Below are 22,840 nucleotides of genomic sequence, written 5' to 3'. Positions count from 1 at the left end.
GGGGCCCCCCGGCCGCCGGGGGGCCTTGGTGTGGCCGCGCCCGCCGCCGCCGACGCCCACCCCCCCGCCCCCCCCGCCCCCCCCGCCGCCCCCCCCCCCCCCCCCGCGCCCCCCCCCCCCCCCCCCCCCCCCGGCCCCTGACCTCGCCACCGGAACCGGACCGCGGCCACCGGAGCCGGACCGCGCTGTGCCACAACGCAATGGAAGGACGCCGCAGCGTCCTTCCACTTCCAAGGTATAGCCGATGGGGGGCCTTGTGGCAAGCGGCTGCTCGTGTCCAGAATTGACGGTCGTGGCCGGACGTTCCGGCCGATCGGAGCGCTTCTTGACCACCACGACGACCTGTTATTTCGACCTCCCTCCCCGCCTCTCCCCCAAGGCCGAACCCGGCCTGATCGCGGCTGACGAGAGGCATTTCGCCGCCATCGCCGGAAGCCTCGAGGCGACCCTCGCCGAGCTCCGCGACCGCTTGGCCACCAGCCGCCGGGCGCCCGGCGGTGCGGGCCGGGCCGCCCTGGACCGCGACCTCGAGACGCACCGCCTCACCTCCCGGCTCAGGACCCTCGGTCGCCACGGTGTCGACCTCTGCCTCGGGCGCATCGTCCCCGCCGACGGGTCGGACCCGATCCACATCGGACGGCTCGGCCTCACCGACGAGGACGGGGAGGTCCTGCTCGTGGACTGGCGCTCCCCCGCCGCCGAGGCCTTCTTCGGCGCGACCCATGCCGACCCGATGGGTCTGGAGAGCCGACGTCGCTACCGCTGGACCGACGGGCGGGTCACGGACTACTGGGACGAGGTCTTCACCTCTTCGGGCCTGGAGAGCCGGGCTGCGCTCGACGACCAGTCCGCCTTCGTCGCCAGCCTGGCGACGAACCGGTCGGACCGGATGCGCGACGTGCTCGGGACGATCCAGGCCGACCAGGACGCGATCATCCGCGCCGGGTCGAAGGGCGCCCTCGTCGTCGACGGCGGCCCCGGCACCGGCAAGACGGTCGTCGCGTTGCACCGGACGGCATACCTGCTGTACTCCGACCCGAGGCTGGGACACCGCAAGGGCGGGGTGCTCGTCGTCGGACCGCACCTGCCCTACCTCTCCTACGTCTCCGGGGTGCTCCCCAGCCTCGGCGAGGAAGGGGTCCTCACCTGCACCGTGCGCGACCTCGTCGCCGAGGGTGCCGACGCGCCCGAGGAGGTCGACGACACCGTGGCGTCGCTCAAGGCGACGGCGGCCATGGTCGGGGCCATCGAGCCTGCCGTGCGCCTCTACGAGGAGGCGCCGCGTGACGGCCTGACCGTCGAGACGCCGTGGGCCGACGTCTGGGTCGGGCCCGAGGACTGGGCGGTCGCCTTCGACGCTCCGGCGCCGGGGACTCCACACAACGACGGTCGCGACGAGGTGTGGGACGAGCTCGTCGAGATCATCGTCGAGAAGCACGACGACGCCGAGGCGGACGCACCGCACGACCTCCTACGACGCGTCCTGCGCCAGGACGAAGAGCTCGTCGAGACTTTCCGGCGTGCCTGGCCGCTGCTCGACGCAGGCGACCTCGTCGGAGACCTGTGGACCGTTCCGGCCTACCTGCAGCGGTGCGCGCCCTGGCTGTCCGCCGACCAGGTGCGCGCGCTCCAGCGCGAGGACCCCACGGCGTGGACCGTCTCGGACCTCCCGCTGCTGGACGCGGCGCGTCGCCGGATCGGTGACCCCGAGGCCTCGGCGCGCCGTCGGCGTCGACGGGCCGCGGAGGAGGCCGAGCGCGAGCAGGTCGCCCGCGTCATCGACGACCTCATCGCCGCCGACGACGACGGCGAGGGACTCGTGACCATGCTGCGCCACCCCGACATCAGGCAAAACCTCGTCGAGGAGGAGGTCCTCGTCCGCACCGGACCCGACATGCTCGCGGGGCCGTTCGCGCACATCGTCGTCGACGAGGCGCAGGAGCTCACCGACGCCGAGTGGCGGATGCTCGTGGCCCGGTGCCCGTCACGCAGCCTGACCGTCGTCGGCGACCGGGCGCAGGCCCGGCACGGCTTCTCCGAGTCGTGGCAGGAGCGGCTGCGTCGGGTCGGCCTCACGTCCGTCGAGCAGGCGTCGCTGAGCATCAACTACCGCACGCCCGAGGAGGTCATGGCGCATGCTGCTCCCGTCATCCTCGCCGCGCTGCCCGACGCCAATGTCCCGACCTCGGTCCGCAGCTCCGGCGTCCCGGTCCGCCACGACGACACGACCCGGAGGGACGCGATCGTCGAGGAGTGGCTGGCCCGCAACGACGAGGGCGTGGCGTGCGTCATCGGGGACCCGTCGTTCGTCCAGATCCCACGGGTTCGGTCGCTCGCGCCGGAGCTCGTCAAGGGTCTGGAGTTCGACCTCGTCGTCCTCGTCGACCCGCACCGGTGGGGCTCGGGTGTGCGTGGCGCGGTCGACCGCTACGTCGCGATGACGCGTGCCACCCGGGAGCTCGTGATGCTCACGACGCCTGGTTGATCCTCACGTGGTTGCCGGCGGGGTCGCGGAAGGCGCAGTCACGCACGCCCCACGGCTGGTCCGTGGGTTCCTGGGTCACCTCGGCCCCGCTCGCCTGGACGGTGTCGAAGGTGCCCTCGAGGTCCGGGGTCGACAGGACGATGGTGGCGTAGGTGCCCTTGGCCATCATCTCGGCGATCGTCGTGCGCTCGTCGTCGGTGATGCCGGGGTCCGCGGCGGGCGGGGCGAGCACGATCGACGGCGTCGCGCTGCCCGCCGGGGCGATGGTGATCCAGCGCATGGCGCCCTGGCCGACGTCGGCGAGGACGTCGAAGCCGAGGGTGTCGCGGTAGAAGGCCAGCGAGGCCTCGGGGTCGGTGTGCGGGAGGAAGGTGTGGTGGATGCTGATGTCCATGCCGTCGACGTTAGTTCGAGGCCGGCGGCTGCGCTTCTCGATTCCTGACCGGTCTGGTGACGGCCTTGGTGACGCACGAGGGCAGCTCACCGTCGGACTCGTCGGCGCGCTTGCGGTAGGCGCTCGGAGACATCCCGACGAGCTCGGTGAAGCGGGTGCTGAACGTCCCCAGCGACGAGAACCCGACCGTGAAGCAGACGTCGGTCACGCTGAGGTCCCCGCGCCTGAAGAGCGCCATCGCGCGCTCGATGCGACGGGTCATGAGATAGCTGTAGGGCGACTCGCCGTACGCCGCCCTGAACGACCGGCTCAGGTGTCCCGACGACATGTGCACGTCGCGCGCCAGTGACTCGACGTCGAGGGGCCGGTCGAACTCACGGTCCATGCGGTCACGCACCCGCCGAAGGAGGGCGAGGTCGCGCAGCCGGTCGGCGTTCGCCGAGTGCTCGTTCACACGTCGATCTTGCACCGTCCGGGCAGGCGTGCGCTCCGGTGCGGTCTACGCTCGTGTCGTGGACCTTGGCAGGCTGGCTCGCACGCAGGATGACTTCCGCTGTGCTGCAGTGCTTTTCGCCGACTTCAACCGCGAGTACGACGACCCGGTGCCAGAGGTCGACGAGATGACCGAGCACCTTGGTCGGCTCGTGCGCGGCGGCGACACGAGTGTCCTGCTGGCTGGCGTTCCGGCTGTGGGCTTCGCCATCGTGCGCTTCCGCACGGCGACGTGGGCCGACGACATCGAGGCCTACGTCGCCGAGCTCTACATCGCGCCCGAGTCGCGCCACCAGGGCCTCGGTCGGGTCTTCCTCACCGACGTCCTCGACCACTGCCGCAGCCGCGGCGCGACCTATGTCGACCTCAACACCTCCGAGGACGACGAGGCCGCACGCCACCTCTACGAGTCGCTCGGCTTCGACTGCCACGAGGGGCGCGGGTCGGGCCCGATGGCGATCTACTACGAGAAGCAGCTCTGAGCCGATCCGCGCTCACCGCAACGGATTTGCCTCCCCCTCCCCCGTGTGGGACTCTCGATCCAGAGCCTGTGACAGGCTCCCGGACGAGGGGCGCCGTACCCGGCAACGCGACAAGACGGCCCACAGGAGTGACTCGTCATGTCATGGATCGTCCTCGTCCTCTCCGGTGTCCTCGAGGCCGTCTGGGCCACCGCGCTCGGCCGCTCCGAGGGCTTCACCCGCGTCGCGCCCACGGTGACCTTCGGGGTCGCCCTCGTCCTGAGCATGGGCGGCCTCGCCTACGCGATGCGCGACCTCCCGATCGGGACGGCGTATGCCGTGTGGGTCGGCATCGGCGCCGTGGGCACCGTGGGTTGGGCGATGGCCACGGGCGCCGAGCCTGCGTCGCTCGTCAGGGTGCTGCTCGTCGCGATGATCGTCGCCGGCGTCGTCGGTCTCAAGCTGACCCACTGACCGGCCGACGGGCGAGCTTGGCCACCTCGACCTCGTAGCGGCTCGCCGCACCGCCGGGCGTCCTGAAGAACCGCCGGCGCAGGGCGCCGGTGACGCGCACCCGGTCGCCGTCAGAGAGCCGGGCCGCGGCTCGCTGGGTCGACCGTGACCAGCAGGCCAGGTCGATGGTGTCGACCGGTCCGCCGGCCGGCCGGGCCACCACGAGTCGCAGGGTGACGAGGGGGTCGCCGCTCGGCATCTCGCGCGTCTCGGGCTCGCCGCTCACCCGCCCGGAGAGCTCGACGCTGTTGACCGCCTCGTCAACCTCCTCCGAGCCGCTCGTCGCAGCCCTTGTCCGTGTCGTTGCTCGCGTTTGCTTGGCCATGCTCATCCCCTCCCCGGGTCGGCACCTCCGACTCCCGCCGTCACACCATGCGGCGGGAGCCAGACCTGTCGCCAGCCCCGTGCGCGGCGCCTGTGGACGGCGCGAGGGACGGCGGGCACCTGTGGACGACGAACCCGGCGGGCAGCCGGACCCGGCAGGCAGCACGACCCGGTGGTCGACAACCACCCCGCACCCAGCACGGCCCCGGAACCACGTGGTCCGGGGCCTGGCCGTCCTGCCCTGAGGCGGTACCAGCTCGTGCAGACGGGCTGCGCCGGAAGCCCTGACGTGGTGCCGCGGACGCACTGGTGCCCGCCGCCCGATGAGGACGACGGGCACCGGCGAGGTCACCTCACTGCAGGGTCAGTGCGTAGACCTCGAACCGCGGGTCGTTCGGCAACGTCACCGAGCGCAGCTGCTTCGACCCGTCGGTGGCGCCGGAGGCGGCGAAGAGCTGCACCGGCGGCCCGTCGACGCCCTGCCCGGCCCGGATCCGGTGGTCCATGGCGATCGCGACGGTGTTGCCGTTCCTCCCGCTGCCAGCGGCCCAGTCGGTGAGCGAGACGGGGACGTCCGCCACCGACCCGTCGGTGTAGGTCACCCGCAGCGCCGTGGAGACGTCACCGCCGTGGGCGGCTCCCACGACCCGCAGCGTCGAACGCGCACCGGCGGGGAGCAGCAGCGTCTGGCCGCGACCCTCCACGAAGTTCGCCGTGGTCCCCGAAGGTGAGGGGACGGCATACGTCACGCCGTCGTGCACCCACGAGCCGGCAGCCGGGAGCAGCGCGGCGTCGTAGCTCCAGCCGCCCCCGTCGAAGTTGCCCTCGGTCGAGGCCGCCACGGTGGCCGTGCCGTCGTGGTTGCGTTCGGCGGCCAGGTCGACCGCACACGGCGCCGCTGCAGCGGCACAGGTGAGCGGCACCTGGAACCGCACCGGGAGCGTCCGGACGACGTCGGGTACGCCCGGCGCCGACGCCGTGACGACGACCTCGTGGTCACCCGTCGCACCGGCCGGCACGGCGAGCGTCACCGGCACGGACCTCGAGGCCGGGACGCCGTTGCTCTTGAGGACGGTGCTCGTCGACGCCGGGCTGGCCTTCCAGCCAACCGGCGCGGTGACCTCGACGCTCACGGGCAGGCTCTTCTGCGCCTGGCCGAGGAGGTCGACGACGAATGTCCCGGACGTGTCGCCCTGTGCGAGGACGAGCGGGCTGGGCTTGACCGACATGCTGAGCGAGACGGCCTTCGAGCCCTTCGACGTCGAGACGGACGGCGGGACGTCGGAGGGGCGGGTGCCCCACGAGCTCGGCTGCGTGCCGACGACGTGCTCGATCGAGCCACCGGAGCGCAGCGCGTCCCAGTCGACCCAGCTCTTCGTCGACTTCTTGCCGTCGACCGTCAGCGACTGCACGTAGCGACGGTCGTCGGAGACGCCCGGTGCCGTGATCGTCAGCTGGCCACCCTGTCGGGCCGTTCCCGTCTGCGGGCGACCGACCGTGATGTCGGTCCGCTCGAACTGCGGGCTCGAGACGACGAAGTAGTTCGCGCCGCTCATCGGCGGGTGGATGCCCCACGAGGACATGACGTACCAGGCCGACATCGTGCCGAGGTCGTCGTTGCCGGTCATGCCGTCCGGTCCGGGGTTGAACAGCGTGTATGCCGCCCGCGCCACGGTCGCGGTCTTGCTCGGCTCCCGGACCCATGCGTACATGTAGGGCGCGAGGAGGTCGGGCTCGTTGTTCGGGTTGTAGGTGGGCTTGCTGTAGTAGGCGTAGGTCGCCTCGATCCAGTCGGTGCGTGCGGTGCCCGCGGGGTCGGTGAGGAGCTTGTCGTAGGCGAAGAACTGGTCGAGCCGGTCGGCTGTGGCCGCCCGCCCGCCCATGAGCTCGACGAGGTCGGCCGGGTCCTGCGGGACGAGCCATTGGTACTGGTACGCGCCGCCCTCGTGGAAGGCGTGCGACGCCGCGACCGGCTCGTACGGGTCGAGCCAGGTGCCGTCCTCGAGGCGTGGGCGGAACGTGTTGGTCTGGGTGTCGTAGAGGTTGCGGTAGCTGCGACCCCGCTCGTCGAACATCGCCGCGTCGGCCTTCTTGCCGAGGCCCTTGGCCATGATCGCGAGCGACGCGTCGGCTGCCGCGTACTCGAGCGTCGCCGACGCCGGGTGGACGCAGTCGTTGTCGCCGCCCTTGTGGTCGCAGTCCTTGCCGAGCTCGAGCCCGAACGGGATGTAGCCGAGCTTCTCGTAGTAGTGCTGCCCGCTGCGGCCGTTGTACTGGCTGTCGACGGGCGGGCGCTCGGTGGCGTTCTGGCGGAGCAGGGCGTACGCCTCGGCCTCGTGGCCGGCGAGGAAGCCCTTGGACCAGCCCTCGACGAGGAACGGCGTCACCGGGTCACCGGTCATGATGTTGGTCTCGCTGTTGGCGAGCGCCCAGCGGGGCAGCCAGCCGCCCTCGCGCCCGATGGCGAGCACGGACAGGTAGGAGTCGCGGGCGACGTCGGGCGCGAGGATCTCGAGCAGCTGGTTCTGCGGCCGGTAGGTGTCCCACAGCGAAAAGTTCTGGCGGGCGGTCCAGCCGTCGGAGGTGTGGACCTTGCCGTCCCAGCCGAAGTACTTGCCGTCGACGTCCTCGGCGAGGTTCGGGTGGAGCAGCGCGTGGTAGAGCGCCGTGTAGTACGCGGTCCGGCGGTCCTTGGAGCCACCGGTGATCCGCGCCTTGCCGAGCTCCTTCTCCCAGCGCTGCGTCAGGCTCGCCCGCGTGGCGTCGAAGTCGAACGAGTCACGGGTCTCGGCCACGAGGTTGGCGCGGGCCCCGGCGACGCCGGTGTAGCTCAGGCCGACCTTGAGGGTGCTGCTCGTGGTGCCCTCGGGCATCGTCACCCACGCGCCGTTCGCGCCGCCCTTGGTCGACGCGTCGCGCGCGCCGGGCGTCCGGGTCGAGCCCGACCACGTGCCGAACGACGCGAACGGCTTCTCGAACTGCGCCGAGAAGTAGACGGTGTGCTCGTCCTTGCCGGCGCAGAAGTTGCCGTTGTGGATCCGGCCCTCGATGGTCCGGTCACCGACGACGTGGATCTCGGAGTCGAAGACCGTGCTGTTGGCCTTCGCGGTGTTGAACAGGACGTTGGCCTGCTTCCCGGCCGGGAAGGTGTAGCGCTGCCACCCGGTCCGGTCCGTCGCGGTGAGCTCGGCGTCGATGTCGTACTTCGTGAGACCCACCCGGTAGTACCCCGGTGTCGCCTCCTCGTCGTCGTGCGTGAACCCGCTCCGGTATGCCGTGGAGTCGGTCGTCGTGACCGCTCCCGTCGTCGGCATGACCGGGAGCTCGCCGACGACCGGACAGCCGACACCGGACAGGTGGGTCTGGCTGAAGCCGTGGATGAGGGACTGCGAGTAGTCGTAGCCACCCTCTCCCCCGGTGTCGGGGCTCACCTGGACCATCCCGAAGGGCGCGCTCGGCCCGGGGAAGGTGTTGCCGTTGTCCTGGGTGCCCACGAACGGGTTGACCTCGGACGTGAGGGGAGCGGCAGCCTCGGCGGTGGGCAGCGGCCCTGCGCCGACCGCGGGAGCGGTCACGCCGAGGGCCGCGGCGACGGCGAGGAGTGGGACGGATCTGGAGAGACGGCGAGGCATGTGATGCTCCTAGTGGGGCGACGGTGATCCACGAGCTCCTGTCACCCTTGCGGCGCCGACGACGTCGCGGCAACCGCTGGCCGACGGCTTGTCCGGTGAGGACGACCCACCGGACAACGCGACATCTCCACGCTCCGCACGGGGGCGCGTGGAACACTGCACGACATGAACGACCGACTCCAGAACGGTGCTCTCGCCGGGCTCCTCGTCCTGACACTCGTCCTCGTCGGTTTCTCACTCCGCAGCCGTGGCTCCTCCCCCGCCCCCGCAGACGCCCGTCCCACCACCTCCTCGGCCAGCGCGACGCCGACCCCCACTCCGACCAGGGCGGAGGGGCCCGTCGTCTTCCTCGGCGACTCCGTCACCGAGGGCAAGAGCGCGACCGCGCCCGGCAAGCGCTGGACGGCCCTCGTGGCTCGTTCGCTCGGCCTCAAGGAGGTCAACCTCGGGCACGCCCGCACGGGCTACCTCCGGATCGGGCCCGAGGGGTCCTGCGGCGACGCCGCCTGCCCCAGCTTCAAGGACTCGATCAAGGCGGTGGTCGCGGCACGGCCCTCGACGGTCATCGTCACCGGCGGCGGCAACGACACCGGGCTGCCCGCCGACGACGTCTCCGCCGCCGTGACGGCAACGCTGTCCGGCCTCAAGAAGGCGCTGCCCGACGCGAAGATCTACGTCGTCAACCCGTGGTGGGACCTCCGGCCACTGCCCGAGTCCCTCGACGCGCTCACCACGACCGTGTCCGACGCCGCCAAGGCGACCGGGACGACCTACCTCGACACCGAGCAGCCGCTCGTGGACAAGCCCGAGCTCATGGTCGCCAGTGGGACCAACCCCAACGATGCCGGGCACGCCGCACTCGCCAGGGCCGTGACCCAGTCGATGAAGCCCTAACGGCTGACAGGCGGAGGGGCCTCCCTTAGGCTGAAGGCCACCGACGGGCGGGTCCGTGACCCGCCAGCGCAGGGAGCGCGCAGGTGCGCGCCCGGGAAGTGGATCACCATGTCGAGCAACATGCTGTCGCGGGTCGCGACAGGAGCGGTCGCCAGTGCGGCCGCCGTGGTGCTGACCTTTGGTGTCGCCTCGGCAGAGCCCGTCCTCCCCACCGACCCGGTGCCGGCCGAGGCCACGACGCCCACCCCGACCCCGACCCCCACGCCGACGACGCCCACCCCGACGCCGACGCCCACGCCGACGCGTCCCACGTCGACACCGACCGCCACGCCGACACCGGGCACGACGACGCCCCCGCCGTCGACCACCACCCCGGAGCCCACGCCGGACCCCACGCCCACTCCCCGGATGCCGTGGCAGCCGCCGAGCCCGGGCCAGTCCGACGACGGCCCCCGGTCCTTCGACCCGGACGTCACGCTGAGCATCGACCAGCTGGCCGACCAGGTCACCGCGGCTGAGCAGATCTGGGCGCAGATCACCGCCTCCAACACCGGTCTCGCGGTGGCGCTCAAGGAGGTCCAGGGCCTGGCCACCCAGTCCAACACCCTGCTCGAGTCGCTCACCGAGGCGCGCACGACCGAGGCCGCCGCGACGGCGTCGGCAGCGCAGGCCAGGGTCGAGCTCGGCGTCGTGCGGGGCCGCCTCGACCGGGCGCGGGCCATCGTGCGCGAGTGGGCCTTCCAGGCCTACTCCGAGGGTGGGAGCACCGGCGAGATGCTCTCGGTGCTCGACGCCATGAAGGCCGAGGAGGCCGAGGTCGGCGACCCGCTCGGTGACATCTCCTACCTCACCGACCAACGGGTGCGCGCGGTCGACGAGGTGCGCACGCTCAGCGCCCGTCAGCATCACCTCACCGAGGTCCGGGCCGACGCCCAGGCAGCCGCGACGGCGGCGGCCGCGACCATCGTGCGCGAGAAGGCCCAGCTCGACGTGCTCCTCAAGGCGCAGCAGGCCAAGCTCGCCGCGCTGCAGAAGTCGCACGCGGCCGACGTCGCCAAGGCAGGCCCGATCGCGGCCTATCTCGCCGGCATCCAGCTGCCCGAGGCGAAGGCGGCCTACGCCAAGCTCGTCAAGGTGCTCGGCGCCTCGATCACCACGACCGGCATCGGCAAGCCCTGCAGCACCTCCTCGTCGAGCTACCCCAACGGACTCTTCCCCAGGAGCGCCCTCTGCCCGCTGTGGCAGGCGCCCGGTGAGACGCTCTCCCCACGGGCAGCTGCGGCGTTCAACGCCATGAGCCAGGCGTACGCCAAGCAGACCGGCAGCCCGATCTGCGTCACCGACTCCTACCGTTCGCTGAGCCAGCAGTACGTCACCAAGGCCAAGCGGGGCCGCTTCGCCGCGCGACCGGGGACGAGCCGGCACGGTCTCGGCATGGCGCTCGACCTCTGCGGCGGCATCAACAACTTCGGCTCCCCCGCCCACCTCTGGATGAAGCAGAACGCGCCGCTCTACGGCTGGTTCCACCCGAGCTGGGCCGCGCCGGGCGGGGCCACGCCAGAGCCCTGGCACTGGGAGTTCTCCGGCTGAGGACGACACGTCCTCGGTGAGTAGTGATACTCGCCCCCTCGCGGTTCCTCGTGTGCGACAGTTCGGCTCATGACGACGCAGTCGGCCGCACCCGCCCTCGACGAGTACGCGGACACCGCCCGGTACCAACGCCCTTGGTACTGGTACGACTGGGCCAACTCGGCCTTCGTGACGACCACCGCGACGGTCCTCTTCGGGCCCTATCTCACCGCGATCGCCACCGAGGCCGCGTGCCCGGGGCTGGCCGACGGCGTCAAGTGCACGACCGACCTCGAGGTCCTCGGGCTGCCCATCGACCCGGGCTCGCTCCACCCGTACACCGTGGCGCTGTCGACCTTCGTCGGGGCGCTGCTCCTCATCTTCGTCGGCGCCATCGCCGACCGCGTGAAGCGACCGGCGCGACTCATGGCCCTGTTCGCCGGCATCGGCTCCGTGGCCGCCTCCCTGATGTTCTTCGTCGAGGGCACCAACTGGCAGCTGGGCGTCATCCTGCTCATGGTCGCCAGCATCGCGCTCGGTGCCTCGCTCGTGGTCTACGACGCGATCCTCGTGCGGATCGCCCACCCCGACGACCGCGACAAGGTCTCCTCGCGGGGCTGGGCGCTCGGCTACCTCGGCGGTGGCCTCCTGCTCGCCGTCAACTTCCTCATGCTGAGCAACGAGGAGACGTTCGGCGGCACCGGCCAGACGGTCCGGATCAGCATGCTCATGGCCGGCTTGTGGTGGGGCCTGTTCACGCTCATCCCCGTGCTCGGCATGTGGCAGATGCGCGGGGTCGAGAAGCCCGTCGTGGCGGCCAAGGCCGGCGTCGTCGGGGGCACCTTCCGTCAGCTCTCCGACACCTTCAAGCACCTGCTCGGGCTGCGCCAGACGCTGCTCTTCCTCGTGGCCTACATGTTCTTCAACGACGGGATCCAGACCGTCATCGGGCAGTCGAGCCTCTACGGCACGGCCGAGCTCGGCTTCTCCGAGACGACGATGCTCACGCTCTTCCTCATGGTGCAGTTCGTCGCCTTCGGTGGCGCGCTGATCTTCGGGCAGGTGGCTCGACGGCTCGGGGCGTGGCGCACCGTCCTCGGGGGGATCGGCATGTGGGTGCTCGTCATCGTCGCCGCGTTCTTCGTCCCGGAGAAGGCCCTCGCCGCCCTCTTCGCGCTCGGAGTCGGCATCGGCCTCGTCATGGGTGGCACCCAGGCGCTGAGCCGCTCGATGTACTCGCAGCTCGTCCCCCGCGACCGCGAGGCCGAGTTCTTCAGCCTCTACCAGGCGCTCGAGCGCGGCACGAGCTGGTTCGGCGCGGTGATCTTCGGTGTGGTGCACCAGCTCACCGACTCCTACCGCCCTGCGATCCTCGCGCTCATCGTCTTCTTCGTGCTCGGTGGCGTGCTCCTCGCCAAGGTCGACATGCGCAAGGGAATCCGCGAGGCCGGCAACGAGGTGCCAGCAGTCGTCTAGATCCGCTAGACTGATATGTCGCGTCCTCACGGGCGTGCTCAGTCACATGGGGGAAACGAGCCCTGCCAGGCGGGCCGCGAAGTCTTCGCTGCTCTCGGAACAACGAGTGTTCCTCATCCGTTTCACCCTGTGACACCCGGCGTCCGCACCCATCCGCCGGGATCCACGAATTCGTTGGGAGTTACCCCATGGCAGAACGCAGCCTGCGCGGCAGCCGACTCGGCGCCCTCAGCATGGAGACGGACGAGAACGTCGTCCCGAGCGAGCGTCAGATCACCACCTACCTGTGCCCGCAGGGTCACAAGATCGAGCTTCCGTTCTCGATCGAGGCCGAGATCCCCTCCGTGTGGGAGTGCCGCTGCGGCGAGGAGGCCAAGCTCCAGGGCGGTGGCCCCGAGCCCGAGGCCAAGCCGGTCAAGCACGTCCGCACCCACTGGGACATGCTGCTCGAGCGTCGCTCGATCCCCGAGCTTGAGGAGCTCCTCGAGGAGCGCCTCACCCTGCTGCGCGCCTCGCGCGGTGAGAAGCCGGGCAAGAAGAAGTCCGCCTGACGCGGTTTCCTCCTTCCAGACGTCGTATGCCGTGTGCCCACCTCGGGCACACGGCATACGTGCATTTCTGGGCCAGCCACAGATGGCCCACCAGGTGTCGAGTCGGTCCCCCCACGGGTCCGGTCCCCCAACTGATTGCCCCACGGCGAGGCGGTACGCCTCGCCGTGGGGCAATCAGTCGTGTGGTGGGGGTGTGGGCCCTGGCGTCAGTCGACGACCTCGCCCTGGATGGTGCCCTGCGCGCCCGTCGCGCCAGGGCCCCGGCCGGGGAACGGCACGGCCACGAGGACCCGGCTCGCGACGAACGCCTCGAGCAGGCGGCGCGCGAAGACGCGGGTGAAGGGCAGGACGAAGAAGAGCCCGATGACGTCGCTGACGAAGCCGGGCAGCAGCAGGAACGCGCCACCGATGAGGACGAGGGCGCCGTCGGCGATCTCGCGGCTCGGCATCCGCCCGGTCTGCAAGGCCTCGCGCAGCGCCTTCCACGCCCGTGACCCCTCGCGGCGCATGAGCCACGTGCCGAGCAGGGTGAGCGCGATGAGCGCGAGCAGCGTCCAGCCGATCCCGATGGCCTTGCCGACGAGGACGAGCGCCGTGATCTCGATCACGGGAGCGAGGACGAGGCCGACGAGCACGAACGTCAGCCAGCGTGGTCGCCGCTGCCGTCGCGCGTAGGGGGTGGAGCCGATCGGGTGGTTCACAACCTGTGCCAACGCGTACGCGACGCGAGCCGTTCCCTCACCTGCTCGGTGCGGCGTTGGACGCCCCAGGCCGTGATGCGGCCGAGCGACTCGCGCACGATGCTCTGGTCCATCTTGGACTGCCCGATCTCACGCTCGACGAAGGTGATGGGGACCTCGACGACCTCGAGCCCGGCGAGCACCGCCCGGCGGGTGAGGTCGACCTGGAAGCAGTAGCCGGCCGACTCGACGCTGTGCAGGTCGAGCTCGCGCAGCGCCTCGGCCCGATAGACCCGGTAGCCGGCGGTGGCGTCGTGGACGTCCATGCCGAGCAGGACGCGGGTGTAGATGTTGCCACCGACGCTGAGCACCTTGCGGTGGGTCGGCCAGTTGACGACCGTGCCGCCGGGGACCCAGCGCGAGCCGATGACGAGGTCGGCGTCCTGCGCGGCGTCCAGCAGGCGGCGCAGGTCCTCGGGACGGTGCGACCCGTCGGCGTCCATCTCGACGACGGCGTCGTAGCCGTGCTCGAGCGCCCAGGCGAACCCGTGGAGGTATGCCGCCCCGAGACCCTCCTTGCCCGCGCGGTGCAGGACGTGGACCTGGTCGTCGGCGTCGGCGAGCTCGTCGGCGACGTCGCCCGTGCCGTCGGGCGAGTTGTCGTCGAGCACGCAGACGTCGACCTCGGGGACGGCGTTGCGGACGCGTCCGACGATGGTCGGGAGGTTCTCGCGCTCGTTGTAGGTCGGGATGAGCACGACAACGCGGTCGAGGGGTGAACGCTCAGTCAACGGGGTCCTTCGTGGTTCGCGCCGAATCGGGTCGGTCGACCCTATCCCGCCGCGCCCGGAGCACGGCCGCGGCACACAGGCCGAGCAGGACGACGACGGCGAGGCGCTCGGGCCACGGTCCGAGCGTGTCGGAGAGGGTGCGGTCGGTGCGGATCGCGACCGAGCCGATGCGCTGCTCAGCGGTGAACAACCCGGTCTTGCCGGTGACGGACCCGTCCGGCGCGATGAAGCCGGACACCCCGACCGTGGACACGTGGGCGACGGAGCGGCCGTGCTCGATGGCGCGGATGCGCGAGATGGCGAACTGCTGCTCGGACTCGGCGGTGTAGCCGAAGGTTGCGTTGTTGGTCTGGACGAGGATGAGGCCCGCGTCCTTGCCGGGCTGCGTGACCGACTCGCGCATGAGCCCGTCGTACGCCACCTCGAAGCAGATCGTCGGCAACGCCCAGTAGGCGCCCGACGGCGCGTCGATGCGGAACGCGCCGAGCCGGGTGCCCTTGGCGAAGTCCTTGGTGACGAGGTCGACCTTGTCGCTGAAGTTCCGGAAGAACGAGCGGTAGGGGATGTACTCGGCGAACGGCACCGGGTGGTTCTTCACGTAGCGCTCGGGCTCCCCTCCCCCAGGCCGGTAGAGCAGCGAGACGTTGGAGACCTCGGGCTGGGGCTCCTGCAGCACGGCTCCGACGATGACGGGGACGCCGACGGCGGACAGGGCGCGCTGGACCTGTGCGGCGGCATCCGGGTTGCGGATGGGGTCGATGTCCGAGGAGTTCTCGGGCCAGACGACGAGGCTGAGCGGCTCGGGGACGCGTTCGTCGAGGTTCCCGCTGGCCACCCGCTCCCCCACGAGCTCGGTGCCGCGGACGTGGTTGTCGAGGACGGCGCGGCGTTCGGCATTGAACTCCAGGCCCGGGCGCGGGACGTTGCCCTGCACCATCGCGACGGTGACGCGCCGCCCGTCGACCGAGGGCTGCAGGAGGCCGGCCAGCGCCACCCAGACGATCGTGACCACGACCATGACAAGCGCCTGCACTCGTTGACGGCGCACGATGTCGAGAGCCATGAGCAGCTGTGTCCCGACGACGGCCACGGCGAAGGTCACACCAGGAGCCCCGAAGAGCTGCGCGAGGTTGGCGAGCGGGCTGTCGGCCTGGCTGAACGCGAGCCGGGCCCAGGGGAATCCGCCGAACGGCGTCGTGCCACGGGCGAGCTCCTGGGCGACCCAGGCGAAGGGGAGGACGGCGTACGCGGAGTCGCCCCAGCGCGGGCGGAGGCGCTGACCCACGAAGCCGATCACCGCGCACATCACGGCGAGGTAGAGCGCCTCGAGGGTCGCGAGCGCGAACCACGGGACCTTGCCGACGTAGACGCCTGACCACGACAGGACCGGCACGAAGAAGGCCCACCCGGCGACGAGGCCGACGACGAACCCGCGGCGGCCACCGACGTCGATCGTCACGCCACCCAGCAGCGCGACCGCCACCGGAGCCAGCCACCAGAGGTTGTGCGTGGGGAACGCCAGCCAGAGGAGCACACCCGAGACGAGCGCGCCGAGGAGGCGAACGGCATACGGAACTCTCGGTGGCACGGGGCCACCGTAGGTCACCGACCTCAGCGCGGTGGCACCACCACGACGCCGCGGGCGGTCGTGGCGACCACGGGCGGGTCGAGGACGTCGGCGGCGGACTCGCCACGCGCGGGGTTGCCGCGGGCGACGACGCGCACGGCGAACTCCATCTCACGGCTGCGGGTGCCGACGCGGACGAGTGTCGCCTCGATCTCGATGCAGTCGCCGGCCCGCACGGGTGCGAGGAACTGGACGTCGCTGTACGACGCGAACAGGCCCTCGTCGCCGTCGGTGACGATGCACATCTCGGTGGCGACGTCGCCGAACGCCGCGAGCGAGTGGGCGCCGTCGACGAGGTTGCCGGCGTAGTGCGCGTGGCTGTAGGGGACGTAGCGGCGATGGGTGACGGTGCGCCCCACGGTGGCTTCGCTCATGGTGCTCATGCTCCCTTGCTCTGGCCGGCGGAGGCGCGGGGCGCGACGAGGGCGTGGACGAGATAGCTCGCGACCTCGCCCGGCGTCGTGCCCCGGCCGAAGATGCGGTCGACGCCGAGGGTGGCGGCCGAGCCCTCCTCGAAGCGCGGACCACCCACGACGAGCAGCGGCACCTTGCCCGCCGGGAAGGCCTCGCGGAACGCCGCCGACATCGCCGTCGTGTTGTGGATGTGGGCGTCGCGCTGGGTGACGACCTGGCTGACGAGGACGGCGTCGGCCTTCTCGGCGCGGGCGCGCTCGACGAGGTCGGGGATGAGCACCTGGGCGCCGAGGTTCACGACCTTGACCTCGCGGTGGTACTCGAGGCCCTTCTCCCCCGCGAAGCCCTTGATGTTGAGGATCGCGTCGATGCCGACGGTGTGGGCGTCGGTGCCGATGCAGGCACCGACGACGACGAGCTTGCGGCGGAGATGGCGCTTGATGGCCGTGTTGATCTCCTTGCCGGAGAGCAGCGGGAACTCGCGCTCGACGACCTCGACGAGCCCGGGCTCGACGAGGTGCTTCACCGAGCCGTAAACGACGAAGAAGGTGAACCCGTCACCGATCGGCTTGGCGTGCACGAGCAGCGCGGGCTCGATGCCCATCTTGCCGGCGAGCTGCAGGGCCGCGCCCTCGGCGCGCTTGTCGTGCGGCAGCGGCAGGGTGAACGACACCTGCACCATGCCGTCGCCGGTCTGGTCGCCGTAGGGCCGGACGACCTGCGGGATCTCGGCCACCTCGGCGACGTCGGTGCTGCGCTTCGGCGTGGAGCTGGCGGTCATCGGGTGGCCCCTGTCTCGAGGAGGGTGATCGCGGGGTTGTCGTAGCCGTCGGCGCGCTCGACGACGCCGTCGAGGCCCTTGCCGGCGGTCGCCGGGCGCTTCATCTCACCGAACGTGCCGTCGGCGATGGCCTCGAGCAGCGGCGCCTTGCCGGGCTCGTCGCTGATCTGCTGGAGCAGGTCGATCGCCTCGCTGAGCACCTGGCGGGCGCGGGTCTGGATGAACCCGTCGCGCGGGGGGTGGAAGTCCTCGGTGAGGCCGCCCGCGGCGTTGAGGACGTAGCGGACGTTCTGCAGGGCGATGTCGCGGTCGGAGATCCACGGGGTGACGACGGCCTCGGTCATCATCCCGACGAGGAGGATGCCCTGCCCGGTGAGGGCGCCGACGAGGTTGAAGAACCCGTCGAGGAGGTTGCCGCGGAAGACGTCGCCGGTCATGTGCTTCGTCGGCGGCATCCACTTGAGTGGCGCGTCGGGGAAGAGCGTGCGGGCGAGCAGCGCGTGGGCGAGCTCCATCCGGAAGCTGTCGCGCAGGTCGGGGTTGATCTCGAAGGCGTGGCCCAGTCCGAGCTGCCAGTCCTCGAGCCCGGCCTCCTTGGCGAAGTACTCGTTGAGCAGCTGGCTCACCGTCACGGTGTGCGCGGCCTCGACGGCGTCGCTCGTCGTGAGGTAGTTGTCCTCGCCGGTGTTGATGATGATGCCGGCGCGGGCGTGGACCTGGCGGCTGAACCGCTGGTCGACGAACGTGCGGATCGGGTTGATGTCGCGGAAGAGGATGCCGTACATCGAGTCGTTGAGCATCATGTCGAGGCGTTCCATGCCCGCGAGCGCCGCGATCTCGGGCATGCACAGCCCGCTCGCGTAGTTGGTCAGGCGGATGTAGCGCCCGACCTCCTTGCTCGTCTCGTCGAGCGCGGCCCGCATGAGCCGGAAGTTCTCCTGGGTGGCGTACGTCCCGGCATACCCCTCGCGCGTCGCGCCCTCGGGCACGTAGTCGAGGAGCGACTGCCCGGTCGAGCGGATGACGGCGATGACGTCAGCGCCCTCGCGTGCTGCGGCCTGAGCCTGCGGGATGTCCTCGTAGATGTCGCCGGTGGCGACGATGAGATAGATCCAGGGGCGCTGCTTCGGGTCTCCGTGGCGCTTCACGAGGCGGTCGCGCGCGGCGCGCTGCCTGTCGATCGTCCGTATGCCGTGTGCCACCGCCGAGCGGGACTGCTTGCCCACCGCGGTGGCGTCCTTGCCCTCGGGGATGCGGAAGTCGACCGAGCGGCTGCTCGCCATCTGCGCCAGCGTGAGCAGGTCGGGTGCGGCGCCGCGGCGCAGGGCCTCCCAGACCGGCAGCGTGACACCGTGCTCGAGACCGACGCCCTCACGGACGGCGTCGACGAGGTGGTTGACCCACGGCACCCGCTCGTGGTCGGCGCCGGACAGCCCGGCGAGGCGCAGCGTGGCGCGCTCGACCGACACCGTCGTGTGCTGGTTGGCGATCCTGACGACGGGCTTCCCGACGGAGCGGGCGAGGGAGCGGGCCCGGCGGACGTCGGCCTTGTCGAGCTCGAGCAGGGGGCGGGGACGTGAAGACACGACGGCAGGCTACCAACGTCACCGCCGATCTTGCGGTCAGCCTCGCCTGGGGCCGCAAGATCGTCACGACCGCCTCGCCGGGACGCCGGCAAAACCGGTTGTGCGCCTCTGACCACGCCGACAGGCTGGACCCCATGAGCCTCGACCTCACGCGGCTCGACTCGCTGTCCCAGGACGAGCTGTGGGACGAGACGGCCGCGACGACCTACGACTCCCCCGGTGAGGGCATGTTCGCCGACGACGTCCTCGGGCCGACGGTCGACCGACTCGCCGACCTCGCCGGCGGCGGCGCGGCGCTCGAGCTGGCCATCGGTACCGGCCGTGTCGCGATCCCGCTCGCCCGCCGGGGCGTTCGCGTGACCGGGATCGAGCTGAGCCGACCGATGCTCGACCAGCTGGGCCGCACCGAGGGCGCGGACGGTGTGACGGCCGTGCACGGCGACATGGCGACGACGCGGGTCGACGGGACGTTCTCGCTCGTCTACCTCGTCTTCAACACCATCGCGAACCTCCTCACGCAGGACGCGCAGGTCGAGTGCTTCCGCAACGCGGCGGCTCACCTCTCCCCCGGCGGCCGGTTCGTCATCGAGCTCTGGGTGCCGGACCTGAGAGGGGTCTCACGCACCGCTCCGGCGCAGGTCTTCTCCGTGGAGGACGGCTACCTCGGCCTCGACGCCATCGACACGACGACCCAGCGGCTCCTGTCGCACCACGTCCGCTTCGACCCCGACGCCCGTGGGCCCGAGCGGCGCGAGGCGCGCATCGCCTTCACCCCGCACCGCTACATCTGGCCGTCCGAGCTCGACCTCATGGGGCGCCTGGCCGGCTTCGAGCTGGAGTCCCGCCACGCCGACTGGAGCGGCACACCGTTCACGTCGGAGTCACCCTCCCACGTGTCGGTCTACCGGCTGCCCTGACCCTCGACGACCGTCAGGCAGGCGCGGGCGATCTCGAGCTCCTCGTTGGTGGGCACCACCCACACCGGGATCGCGCTGCCGTGCGTCGTCACGACCCGCTCCGGGTCGCCTGCGTCGTTGGCCCCGTGATCGAGCTCGACACCGAGGATGCCGAGACCCTCGACGACCTCTCGGCGCACCATCGCGCTGTTCTCGCCGATCCCGCCCGTGAAGGCGATGGCGTCGACGCGACCCAGCAGGACGGCATACGCACCGACGTACTTGCGGAGGCGGTGGACCATGACCTCGACCGCGAGCGCCGCGTCCTCGTCCCCCGCCTCGCAGCGGGACTCGACCTCGCGCAGGTCCGAGACGCCGGCGAGCGCGAGGAGGCCGCTCTCCTTGTTGAGGGCGGTGTCGTATGCCGTCCCGTCGAGTCCCGCGACCCGCTGCAGGTAGGCGCCCAGCGCCGGGTCGACGTCACCGGAGCGCGTCCCCATGACGAGACCCTCGAGCGGGGACAGCCCCATCGACGTGTCGACGCTTTCCCCGCGGCGCACGGCGCAGGCGCTGGCGCCGTTGCCGAGGTGCAGCACGATGACGTTGCAGTCCTCCGGCTCACGGCCCAGGAGCTCGGCCGTGCGGCGCGAGACGTAGCGGTGCGAGGTGCCGTGGAAGCCGTAGCGACGGACGCGGTGGTGCTCGCGCCACGCCTTCGGGACGGCATACGTGTGGGCGGCCGGCGGCAGGGTCTGGTGGAAGGCCGTGTCGAAGACCGCGACCTGGGGGACGTCGGGGAAGGTCGACCGCGCGCCGCGGATCCCCTCGAGGTTCGCGGGGTTGTGCAGCGGGGCGAGCGGCACGAGCTCCTCGACCGCGGCGAGGACGTCGTCGTCGACGAGCGCCGGCTCGGTGAAGTCGGGGCCGCCGTGGACGACGCGGTGACCGACGGCGAAGAGGTCGAGCGTCGCGAGGTCGGGTCCGTGCTCCCTGAGGGCGGCGCGGGCGGCGTCGAGCGCCTCCGCGTGGTCGTGGCACGTGACGTCCTGCTCGTGGGTCTCACCGTCCGTGGTGTGCTCGATCCGTCCTGCTCCGCCGATCCGCTCGACGATGCCGGACGCGGCCGTCTCCCCCGACGCGGCGTCGAGCACCTGGTACTTGAGCGAGGACGAGCCGGCGTTGACGACGAGGACCCAGCGGGCGGCAGCCATCAGGAGCCCGCCTGCACCGCGGTGATGGCGACGGTGTTGACGATGTCGCGCACGAGGGCGCCGCGGGAGAGGTCGTTGACCGGTCGGTTGAGGCCCTGCAGGACGGGCCCGATCGCGACCGCCGACGCACTGCGCTGGACCGCCTTGTAGGTGTTGTTGCCGGTGTTGAGGTCGGGGAAGACCAGGACGGTGGCACGCCCCGCGACGGAGCTGTCCTTGAGCTTGGTCGCTGCCACGCGCGGGTCGACGGCTGCGTCGTACTGGATCGGGCCCTCGACGAGCACCTCGGGTGCCCGCTCGCGGACGAGTGCCGTCGCGGCACGCACCTTGTCGACGTCGGCTCCGGATCCGGACTCGCCCGTCGAGTACGAGAGCATCGCCACCCGCGGCTCGATCCCGAATCGGCGGGCGGTCCGTGCCGAGGAGAGGGCGATGTCGGCGAGCTGCTCGGCGGTGGGGTCGGGGTTGACCGCGCAGTCGCCGTAGACGAGAACCCGGTCGGCCAGGCACATGAGGAAGACGCTCGACACGACGGACACGTCGGGCGCGGTGCGGACGATCTCGAGCGCCGGTCGGATCGTGTGCGCCGTCGTCGTGACGGACCCCGAGACCATGCCGTCGGCGAGTCCCTCGTGGACCATCATCGTGCCGAAGTACGACGGGTCGAGCACCCGGTCGCGGGCCTCGTCGAGCGTCACGCCCTTGTGGGCGCGCAGGTCGGCGTAGGTCGCCGCGAACCGTTCACGCCAGGCGCTGGTGGCCGGGTCGACGACCTCGGCGGCAGAGACGTCCACGCCGAGCCGGTCCGCGGCGGCGCGGATCAGCTCGGGGTCGCCGAGCAGGGTCAGCCGGGCGATGCCGCGGGCGAGCACGGTGTCCGCGGCCTGGAGGATGCGGTCCTCCGTACCCTCGGGCAGGACGATGTGCGACCCGACCGCGCGGGCCGCGTCGACGAGCCGGTGCTCGAACATCAGGGGGGTCACCACTCCCCCGTCGGTGGGTTCGACGTGGCCGAGCAGCTCCTCTGCGTCGACTCCCGTCTCGACCATCGCGACGGCAGCGGCGAGCTTGCGCGCGGACGTCGGGGTGAGGTGTCCACGCGCCGCACCGAGCTGGGAGGCCGTCGTCATCGTGCCGCCATCGGTCGCGATGACCGGCAGCACGACGTCGAGACCCTCGATGAGCCGCTCCACCTGGGCGGGCAGCGGGAAGCCACCGTTGAGGACGATGCCCGACAGCGATGGGAAGGTCTTGGAGCGGTGCGCCAGCAGGACGCCGATGACGACGTCCTCACGGTCGCCGGGGACGATGACGACACCGCCCTCGATGAGCCGGTCGAGGACGTGCGGCATCGTCATCGCCGCCACGACGAGCCCCATGCACTCGCGGTCGAGGAAGGCCGGGTCACCGTGGACCAGTCGCCCGTCGCAGGCCGCCATGAGGTCGCCCACGGTGGGGGCACGCAGCAGCGGTGTCTCCGGGAGGGCCTGTACCGGCACGCCGAGACGGCTGCCGAGCACCTCGCGGGTCGCGTCGAGCCGGTCGGGTGCGACCTGGTTGGCGATGACCCCCGTGACGTGTGCGTGGACGCCCCGCGCCGCGGCCACCGCCATCTCGGCGGTCGTGGCGACCTCGCCGGCGTCACGGTCGAGCGCCGGGACGACGAGCAGCAGCCGTGAGCCGAGGTTGGCGGCGACGGCAGCGTTGACGGAGAACTCGGTCGGGGCCGCGACGTCGGTGAAGTCCGACCCCACGACGAGCACGACGTCGTGCTCGCGGGCCACCTCGTGGAAGCGGTCGACGATGACTCCCATCGCCCGCTCGGGCGAGGTGTGCAGCTCGTCGTAGGTCACCCCGCACGCCTGCTCGACGGTGAGGGATCCGGGCAGCCGCGAGAGCAGCGTCTGCACGAGCTCGTCCGGCCCACCCGCACGGACGATGGGGCGGAACACCCCGACCCGGCCGGCACGCCGGGACAGCTGGTCGAGCAGACCGACCGCCACGGCCGACTTGCCGGACCGTGCCTCGGTCCCGGCGATGTAGATGCTCGTCACCACAGTCGC

The 22,840-nt window shown here is 71.3% G+C and carries 20 protein-coding genes and 1 riboswitch; of the genes, 8 read left to right on the top strand and 12 right to left on the bottom strand.

Translation table 11 applies throughout. The annotated features are described in order from the left end of the window. Positions 1–325: 325 nt before the first annotated feature. A complete protein-coding gene (gene helR / locus ACSQ11_RS14700) occupies positions 326–2,485 on the top strand; it encodes an RNA polymerase recycling motor ATPase HelR (RefSeq protein ID WP_436006662.1) in 2,160 nt (719 codons plus the stop codon). Here the strand turns inward: helR and ACSQ11_RS14695 are convergent. Both ACSQ11_RS14695 and ACSQ11_RS14690 read right to left on the bottom strand, forming a co-directional pair. After that, the gene (locus ACSQ11_RS14695) at positions 2,469–2,879 is read right to left on the bottom strand and encodes a VOC family protein (protein WP_436006660.1); all 411 of its coding nucleotides are present in this window, start codon (positions 2,877–2,879) and stop codon (positions 2,469–2,471) included. The two genes, helR and ACSQ11_RS14695, sit on opposite strands and share 17 nt — an antisense overlap. Before the next feature lie 10 nt (positions 2,880–2,889). Continuing rightward, entirely contained in the window at positions 2,890–3,333 is a 444-nt protein-coding gene (locus ACSQ11_RS14690) for a helix-turn-helix transcriptional regulator (protein ID WP_436006658.1), read from the bottom strand. 58 nt (positions 3,334–3,391) lie between these two features. Here ACSQ11_RS14690 and ACSQ11_RS14685 point away from each other — a divergent pair, with 58 nt between their 5' ends. Continuing rightward, complete coding sequence (locus ACSQ11_RS14685; RefSeq protein WP_436006656.1) at positions 3,392–3,853, top strand: GNAT family N-acetyltransferase; 462 nt, start codon at positions 3,392–3,394, stop codon at positions 3,851–3,853. Between the two features lie 59 nt (positions 3,854–3,912). Continuing rightward, positions 3,913–3,978, top strand: a riboswitch (guanidine-III (ykkC-III) riboswitch). A gap of 13 nt (positions 3,979–3,991) precedes the next feature. Beyond that, positions 3,992–4,306 (top strand): DMT family transporter, encoded by a 315-nt coding sequence (locus ACSQ11_RS14680; protein WP_436006654.1) that lies wholly within the window; start codon positions 3,992–3,994, stop codon positions 4,304–4,306. On the opposite strand, the gene ACSQ11_RS14675 is transcribed toward ACSQ11_RS14680, so the two are convergent. Then, entirely contained in the window at positions 4,290–4,670 is a 381-nt protein-coding gene (locus tag ACSQ11_RS14675) for a single-stranded DNA-binding protein (protein ID WP_436006652.1), read from the bottom strand. The two genes, ACSQ11_RS14680 and ACSQ11_RS14675, sit on opposite strands and share 17 nt — an antisense overlap. A 352-nt stretch (positions 4,671–5,022) precedes the next feature. Further along, positions 5,023–8,301, bottom strand: a complete 3,279-nt coding sequence (locus ACSQ11_RS14670) for a GH92 family glycosyl hydrolase (RefSeq protein WP_436006650.1) — start codon at positions 8,299–8,301, stop codon at positions 5,023–5,025. Between the two features lie 165 nt (positions 8,302–8,466). Here ACSQ11_RS14670 and ACSQ11_RS14665 point away from each other — a divergent pair, with 165 nt between their 5' ends. From ACSQ11_RS14665 to ACSQ11_RS14650, 4 genes are all read left to right on the top strand, one after another. Then, positions 8,467–9,195 (top strand): SGNH/GDSL hydrolase family protein, encoded by a 729-nt coding sequence (locus tag ACSQ11_RS14665; protein WP_436006648.1) that lies wholly within the window; start codon positions 8,467–8,469, stop codon positions 9,193–9,195. A gap of 108 nt (positions 9,196–9,303) precedes the next feature. Beyond that, entirely contained in the window at positions 9,304–10,785 is a 1,482-nt protein-coding gene (locus ACSQ11_RS14660) for a M15 family metallopeptidase (RefSeq protein WP_436006646.1), read from the top strand. 69 nt (positions 10,786–10,854) lie between these two features. Further along, complete coding sequence (locus tag ACSQ11_RS14655) at positions 10,855–12,240, top strand: MFS transporter (RefSeq protein WP_436006644.1); 1,386 nt, start codon at positions 10,855–10,857, stop codon at positions 12,238–12,240. Between the two features lie 188 nt (positions 12,241–12,428). Then, a complete protein-coding gene (locus ACSQ11_RS14650; protein ID WP_035948866.1) occupies positions 12,429–12,791 on the top strand; it encodes an RNA polymerase-binding protein RbpA in 363 nt (120 codons plus the stop codon). A gap of 206 nt (positions 12,792–12,997) precedes the next feature. Here the strand turns inward: ACSQ11_RS14650 and ACSQ11_RS14645 are convergent, their stop codons facing one another. From ACSQ11_RS14645 to ACSQ11_RS14620, 6 genes are read right to left on the bottom strand one after another with little or no spacing between them, the layout of a single operon-like run. Continuing rightward, the gene (locus ACSQ11_RS14645; protein ID WP_436006641.1) at positions 12,998–13,492 is read right to left on the bottom strand and encodes an FxsA family protein; all 495 of its coding nucleotides are present in this window, start codon (positions 13,490–13,492) and stop codon (positions 12,998–13,000) included. Next, the gene (locus ACSQ11_RS14640) at positions 13,489–14,262 is read right to left on the bottom strand and encodes a polyprenol monophosphomannose synthase (RefSeq protein ID WP_436006639.1); all 774 of its coding nucleotides are present in this window, start codon (positions 14,260–14,262) and stop codon (positions 13,489–13,491) included. The genes ACSQ11_RS14645 and ACSQ11_RS14640 overlap by 4 nt, the downstream gene beginning before the upstream one ends. Then, a complete protein-coding gene (lnt, locus tag ACSQ11_RS14635; RefSeq protein ID WP_436006637.1) occupies positions 14,255–15,850 on the bottom strand; it encodes an apolipoprotein N-acyltransferase in 1,596 nt (531 codons plus the stop codon). The genes ACSQ11_RS14640 and lnt overlap by 8 nt, the downstream gene beginning before the upstream one ends. Positions 15,851–15,873: 23 nt before the next feature. Beyond that, positions 15,874–16,263: a hotdog domain-containing protein gene (locus ACSQ11_RS14630; RefSeq protein ID WP_436006635.1), complete on the bottom strand. Its 390-nt coding sequence runs from the start codon at positions 16,261–16,263 to the stop codon at positions 15,874–15,876. 5 nt (positions 16,264–16,268) lie between these two features. Continuing rightward, on the bottom strand, positions 16,269–17,084 hold the full coding sequence (locus tag ACSQ11_RS14625) for an OAM dimerization domain-containing protein (protein ID WP_436006633.1): 816 nt from the start codon (positions 17,082–17,084) through the stop codon (positions 16,269–16,271). Further along, positions 17,081–18,670, bottom strand: a complete 1,590-nt coding sequence (locus ACSQ11_RS14620) for a lysine 5,6-aminomutase subunit alpha (protein ID WP_436006631.1) — start codon at positions 18,668–18,670, stop codon at positions 17,081–17,083. Before ACSQ11_RS14620 ends, ACSQ11_RS14625 begins: the two co-directional genes overlap by 4 nt. 134 nt (positions 18,671–18,804) lie before the next feature. On the opposite strand from ACSQ11_RS14620, the gene ACSQ11_RS14615 reads away from it, so the two are divergent. Then, a complete protein-coding gene (locus ACSQ11_RS14615) occupies positions 18,805–19,587 on the top strand; it encodes a class I SAM-dependent DNA methyltransferase (RefSeq protein WP_436006629.1) in 783 nt (260 codons plus the stop codon). Here ACSQ11_RS14615 and ACSQ11_RS14610 read toward each other — a convergent pair. Together ACSQ11_RS14610 and pta are read right to left on the bottom strand one after the other, a co-directional pair. Further along, positions 19,572–20,777, bottom strand: a complete 1,206-nt coding sequence (locus tag ACSQ11_RS14610; protein ID WP_436006627.1) for an acetate/propionate family kinase — start codon at positions 20,775–20,777, stop codon at positions 19,572–19,574. The genes ACSQ11_RS14615 and ACSQ11_RS14610 overlap by 16 nt on opposite strands. After that, complete coding sequence (gene pta, locus ACSQ11_RS14605) at positions 20,777–22,834, bottom strand: phosphate acetyltransferase (protein WP_436006625.1); 2,058 nt, start codon at positions 22,832–22,834, stop codon at positions 20,777–20,779. Before pta ends, ACSQ11_RS14610 begins: the two co-directional genes overlap by 1 nt. Between the last annotated feature and the right edge of the window lie 6 nt (positions 22,835–22,840).

The organism is Knoellia sp. LjRoot47 (genome assembly GCF_964253435.1).
Classification (GTDB): Bacteria; Actinomycetota; Actinomycetes; order Actinomycetales; family Dermatophilaceae; genus Knoellia.
Note: the sequence above shows the minus strand (reverse complement) of the source record. Positions and strands in the feature narration are given on the sequence as shown.

Excerpts from the sequence above, each read along its gene's own strand:
- ACSQ11_RS14655 (WP_436006644.1), top strand. The coding sequence starts at position 10,855 with ATGACGACGCAGTCGGCCGCACCCGCCCTCGACGAGTACGCGGACACC.
- ACSQ11_RS14695 (WP_436006660.1), bottom strand. The coding sequence starts at position 2,879 with ATGGACATCAGCATCCACCACACCTTCCTCCCGCACACCGACCCCGAG.
- ACSQ11_RS14670 (WP_436006650.1), bottom strand. The coding sequence starts at position 8,301 with ATGCCTCGCCGTCTCTCCAGATCCGTCCCACTCCTCGCCGTCGCCGCG.
- ACSQ11_RS14615 (WP_436006629.1), top strand. The coding sequence starts at position 18,805 with ATGAGCCTCGACCTCACGCGGCTCGACTCGCTGTCCCAGGACGAGCTG.
- ACSQ11_RS14680 (WP_436006654.1), top strand. The coding sequence starts at position 3,992 with ATGTCATGGATCGTCCTCGTCCTCTCCGGTGTCCTCGAGGCCGTCTGG.
- ACSQ11_RS14650 (WP_035948866.1), top strand. The coding sequence starts at position 12,429 with ATGGCAGAACGCAGCCTGCGCGGCAGCCGACTCGGCGCCCTCAGCATG.
- ACSQ11_RS14660 (WP_436006646.1), top strand. The coding sequence starts at position 9,304 with ATGTCGAGCAACATGCTGTCGCGGGTCGCGACAGGAGCGGTCGCCAGT.
- ACSQ11_RS14630 (WP_436006635.1), bottom strand. The coding sequence starts at position 16,263 with ATGAGCGAAGCCACCGTGGGGCGCACCGTCACCCATCGCCGCTACGTC.
- ACSQ11_RS14625 (WP_436006633.1), bottom strand. The coding sequence starts at position 17,084 with ATGACCGCCAGCTCCACGCCGAAGCGCAGCACCGACGTCGCCGAGGTG.
- ACSQ11_RS14610 (WP_436006627.1), bottom strand. The coding sequence starts at position 20,777 with ATGGCTGCCGCCCGCTGGGTCCTCGTCGTCAACGCCGGCTCGTCCTCG.
- ACSQ11_RS14665 (WP_436006648.1), top strand. The coding sequence starts at position 8,467 with ATGAACGACCGACTCCAGAACGGTGCTCTCGCCGGGCTCCTCGTCCTG.
- ACSQ11_RS14675 (WP_436006652.1), bottom strand. The coding sequence starts at position 4,670 with ATGGCCAAGCAAACGCGAGCAACGACACGGACAAGGGCTGCGACGAGC.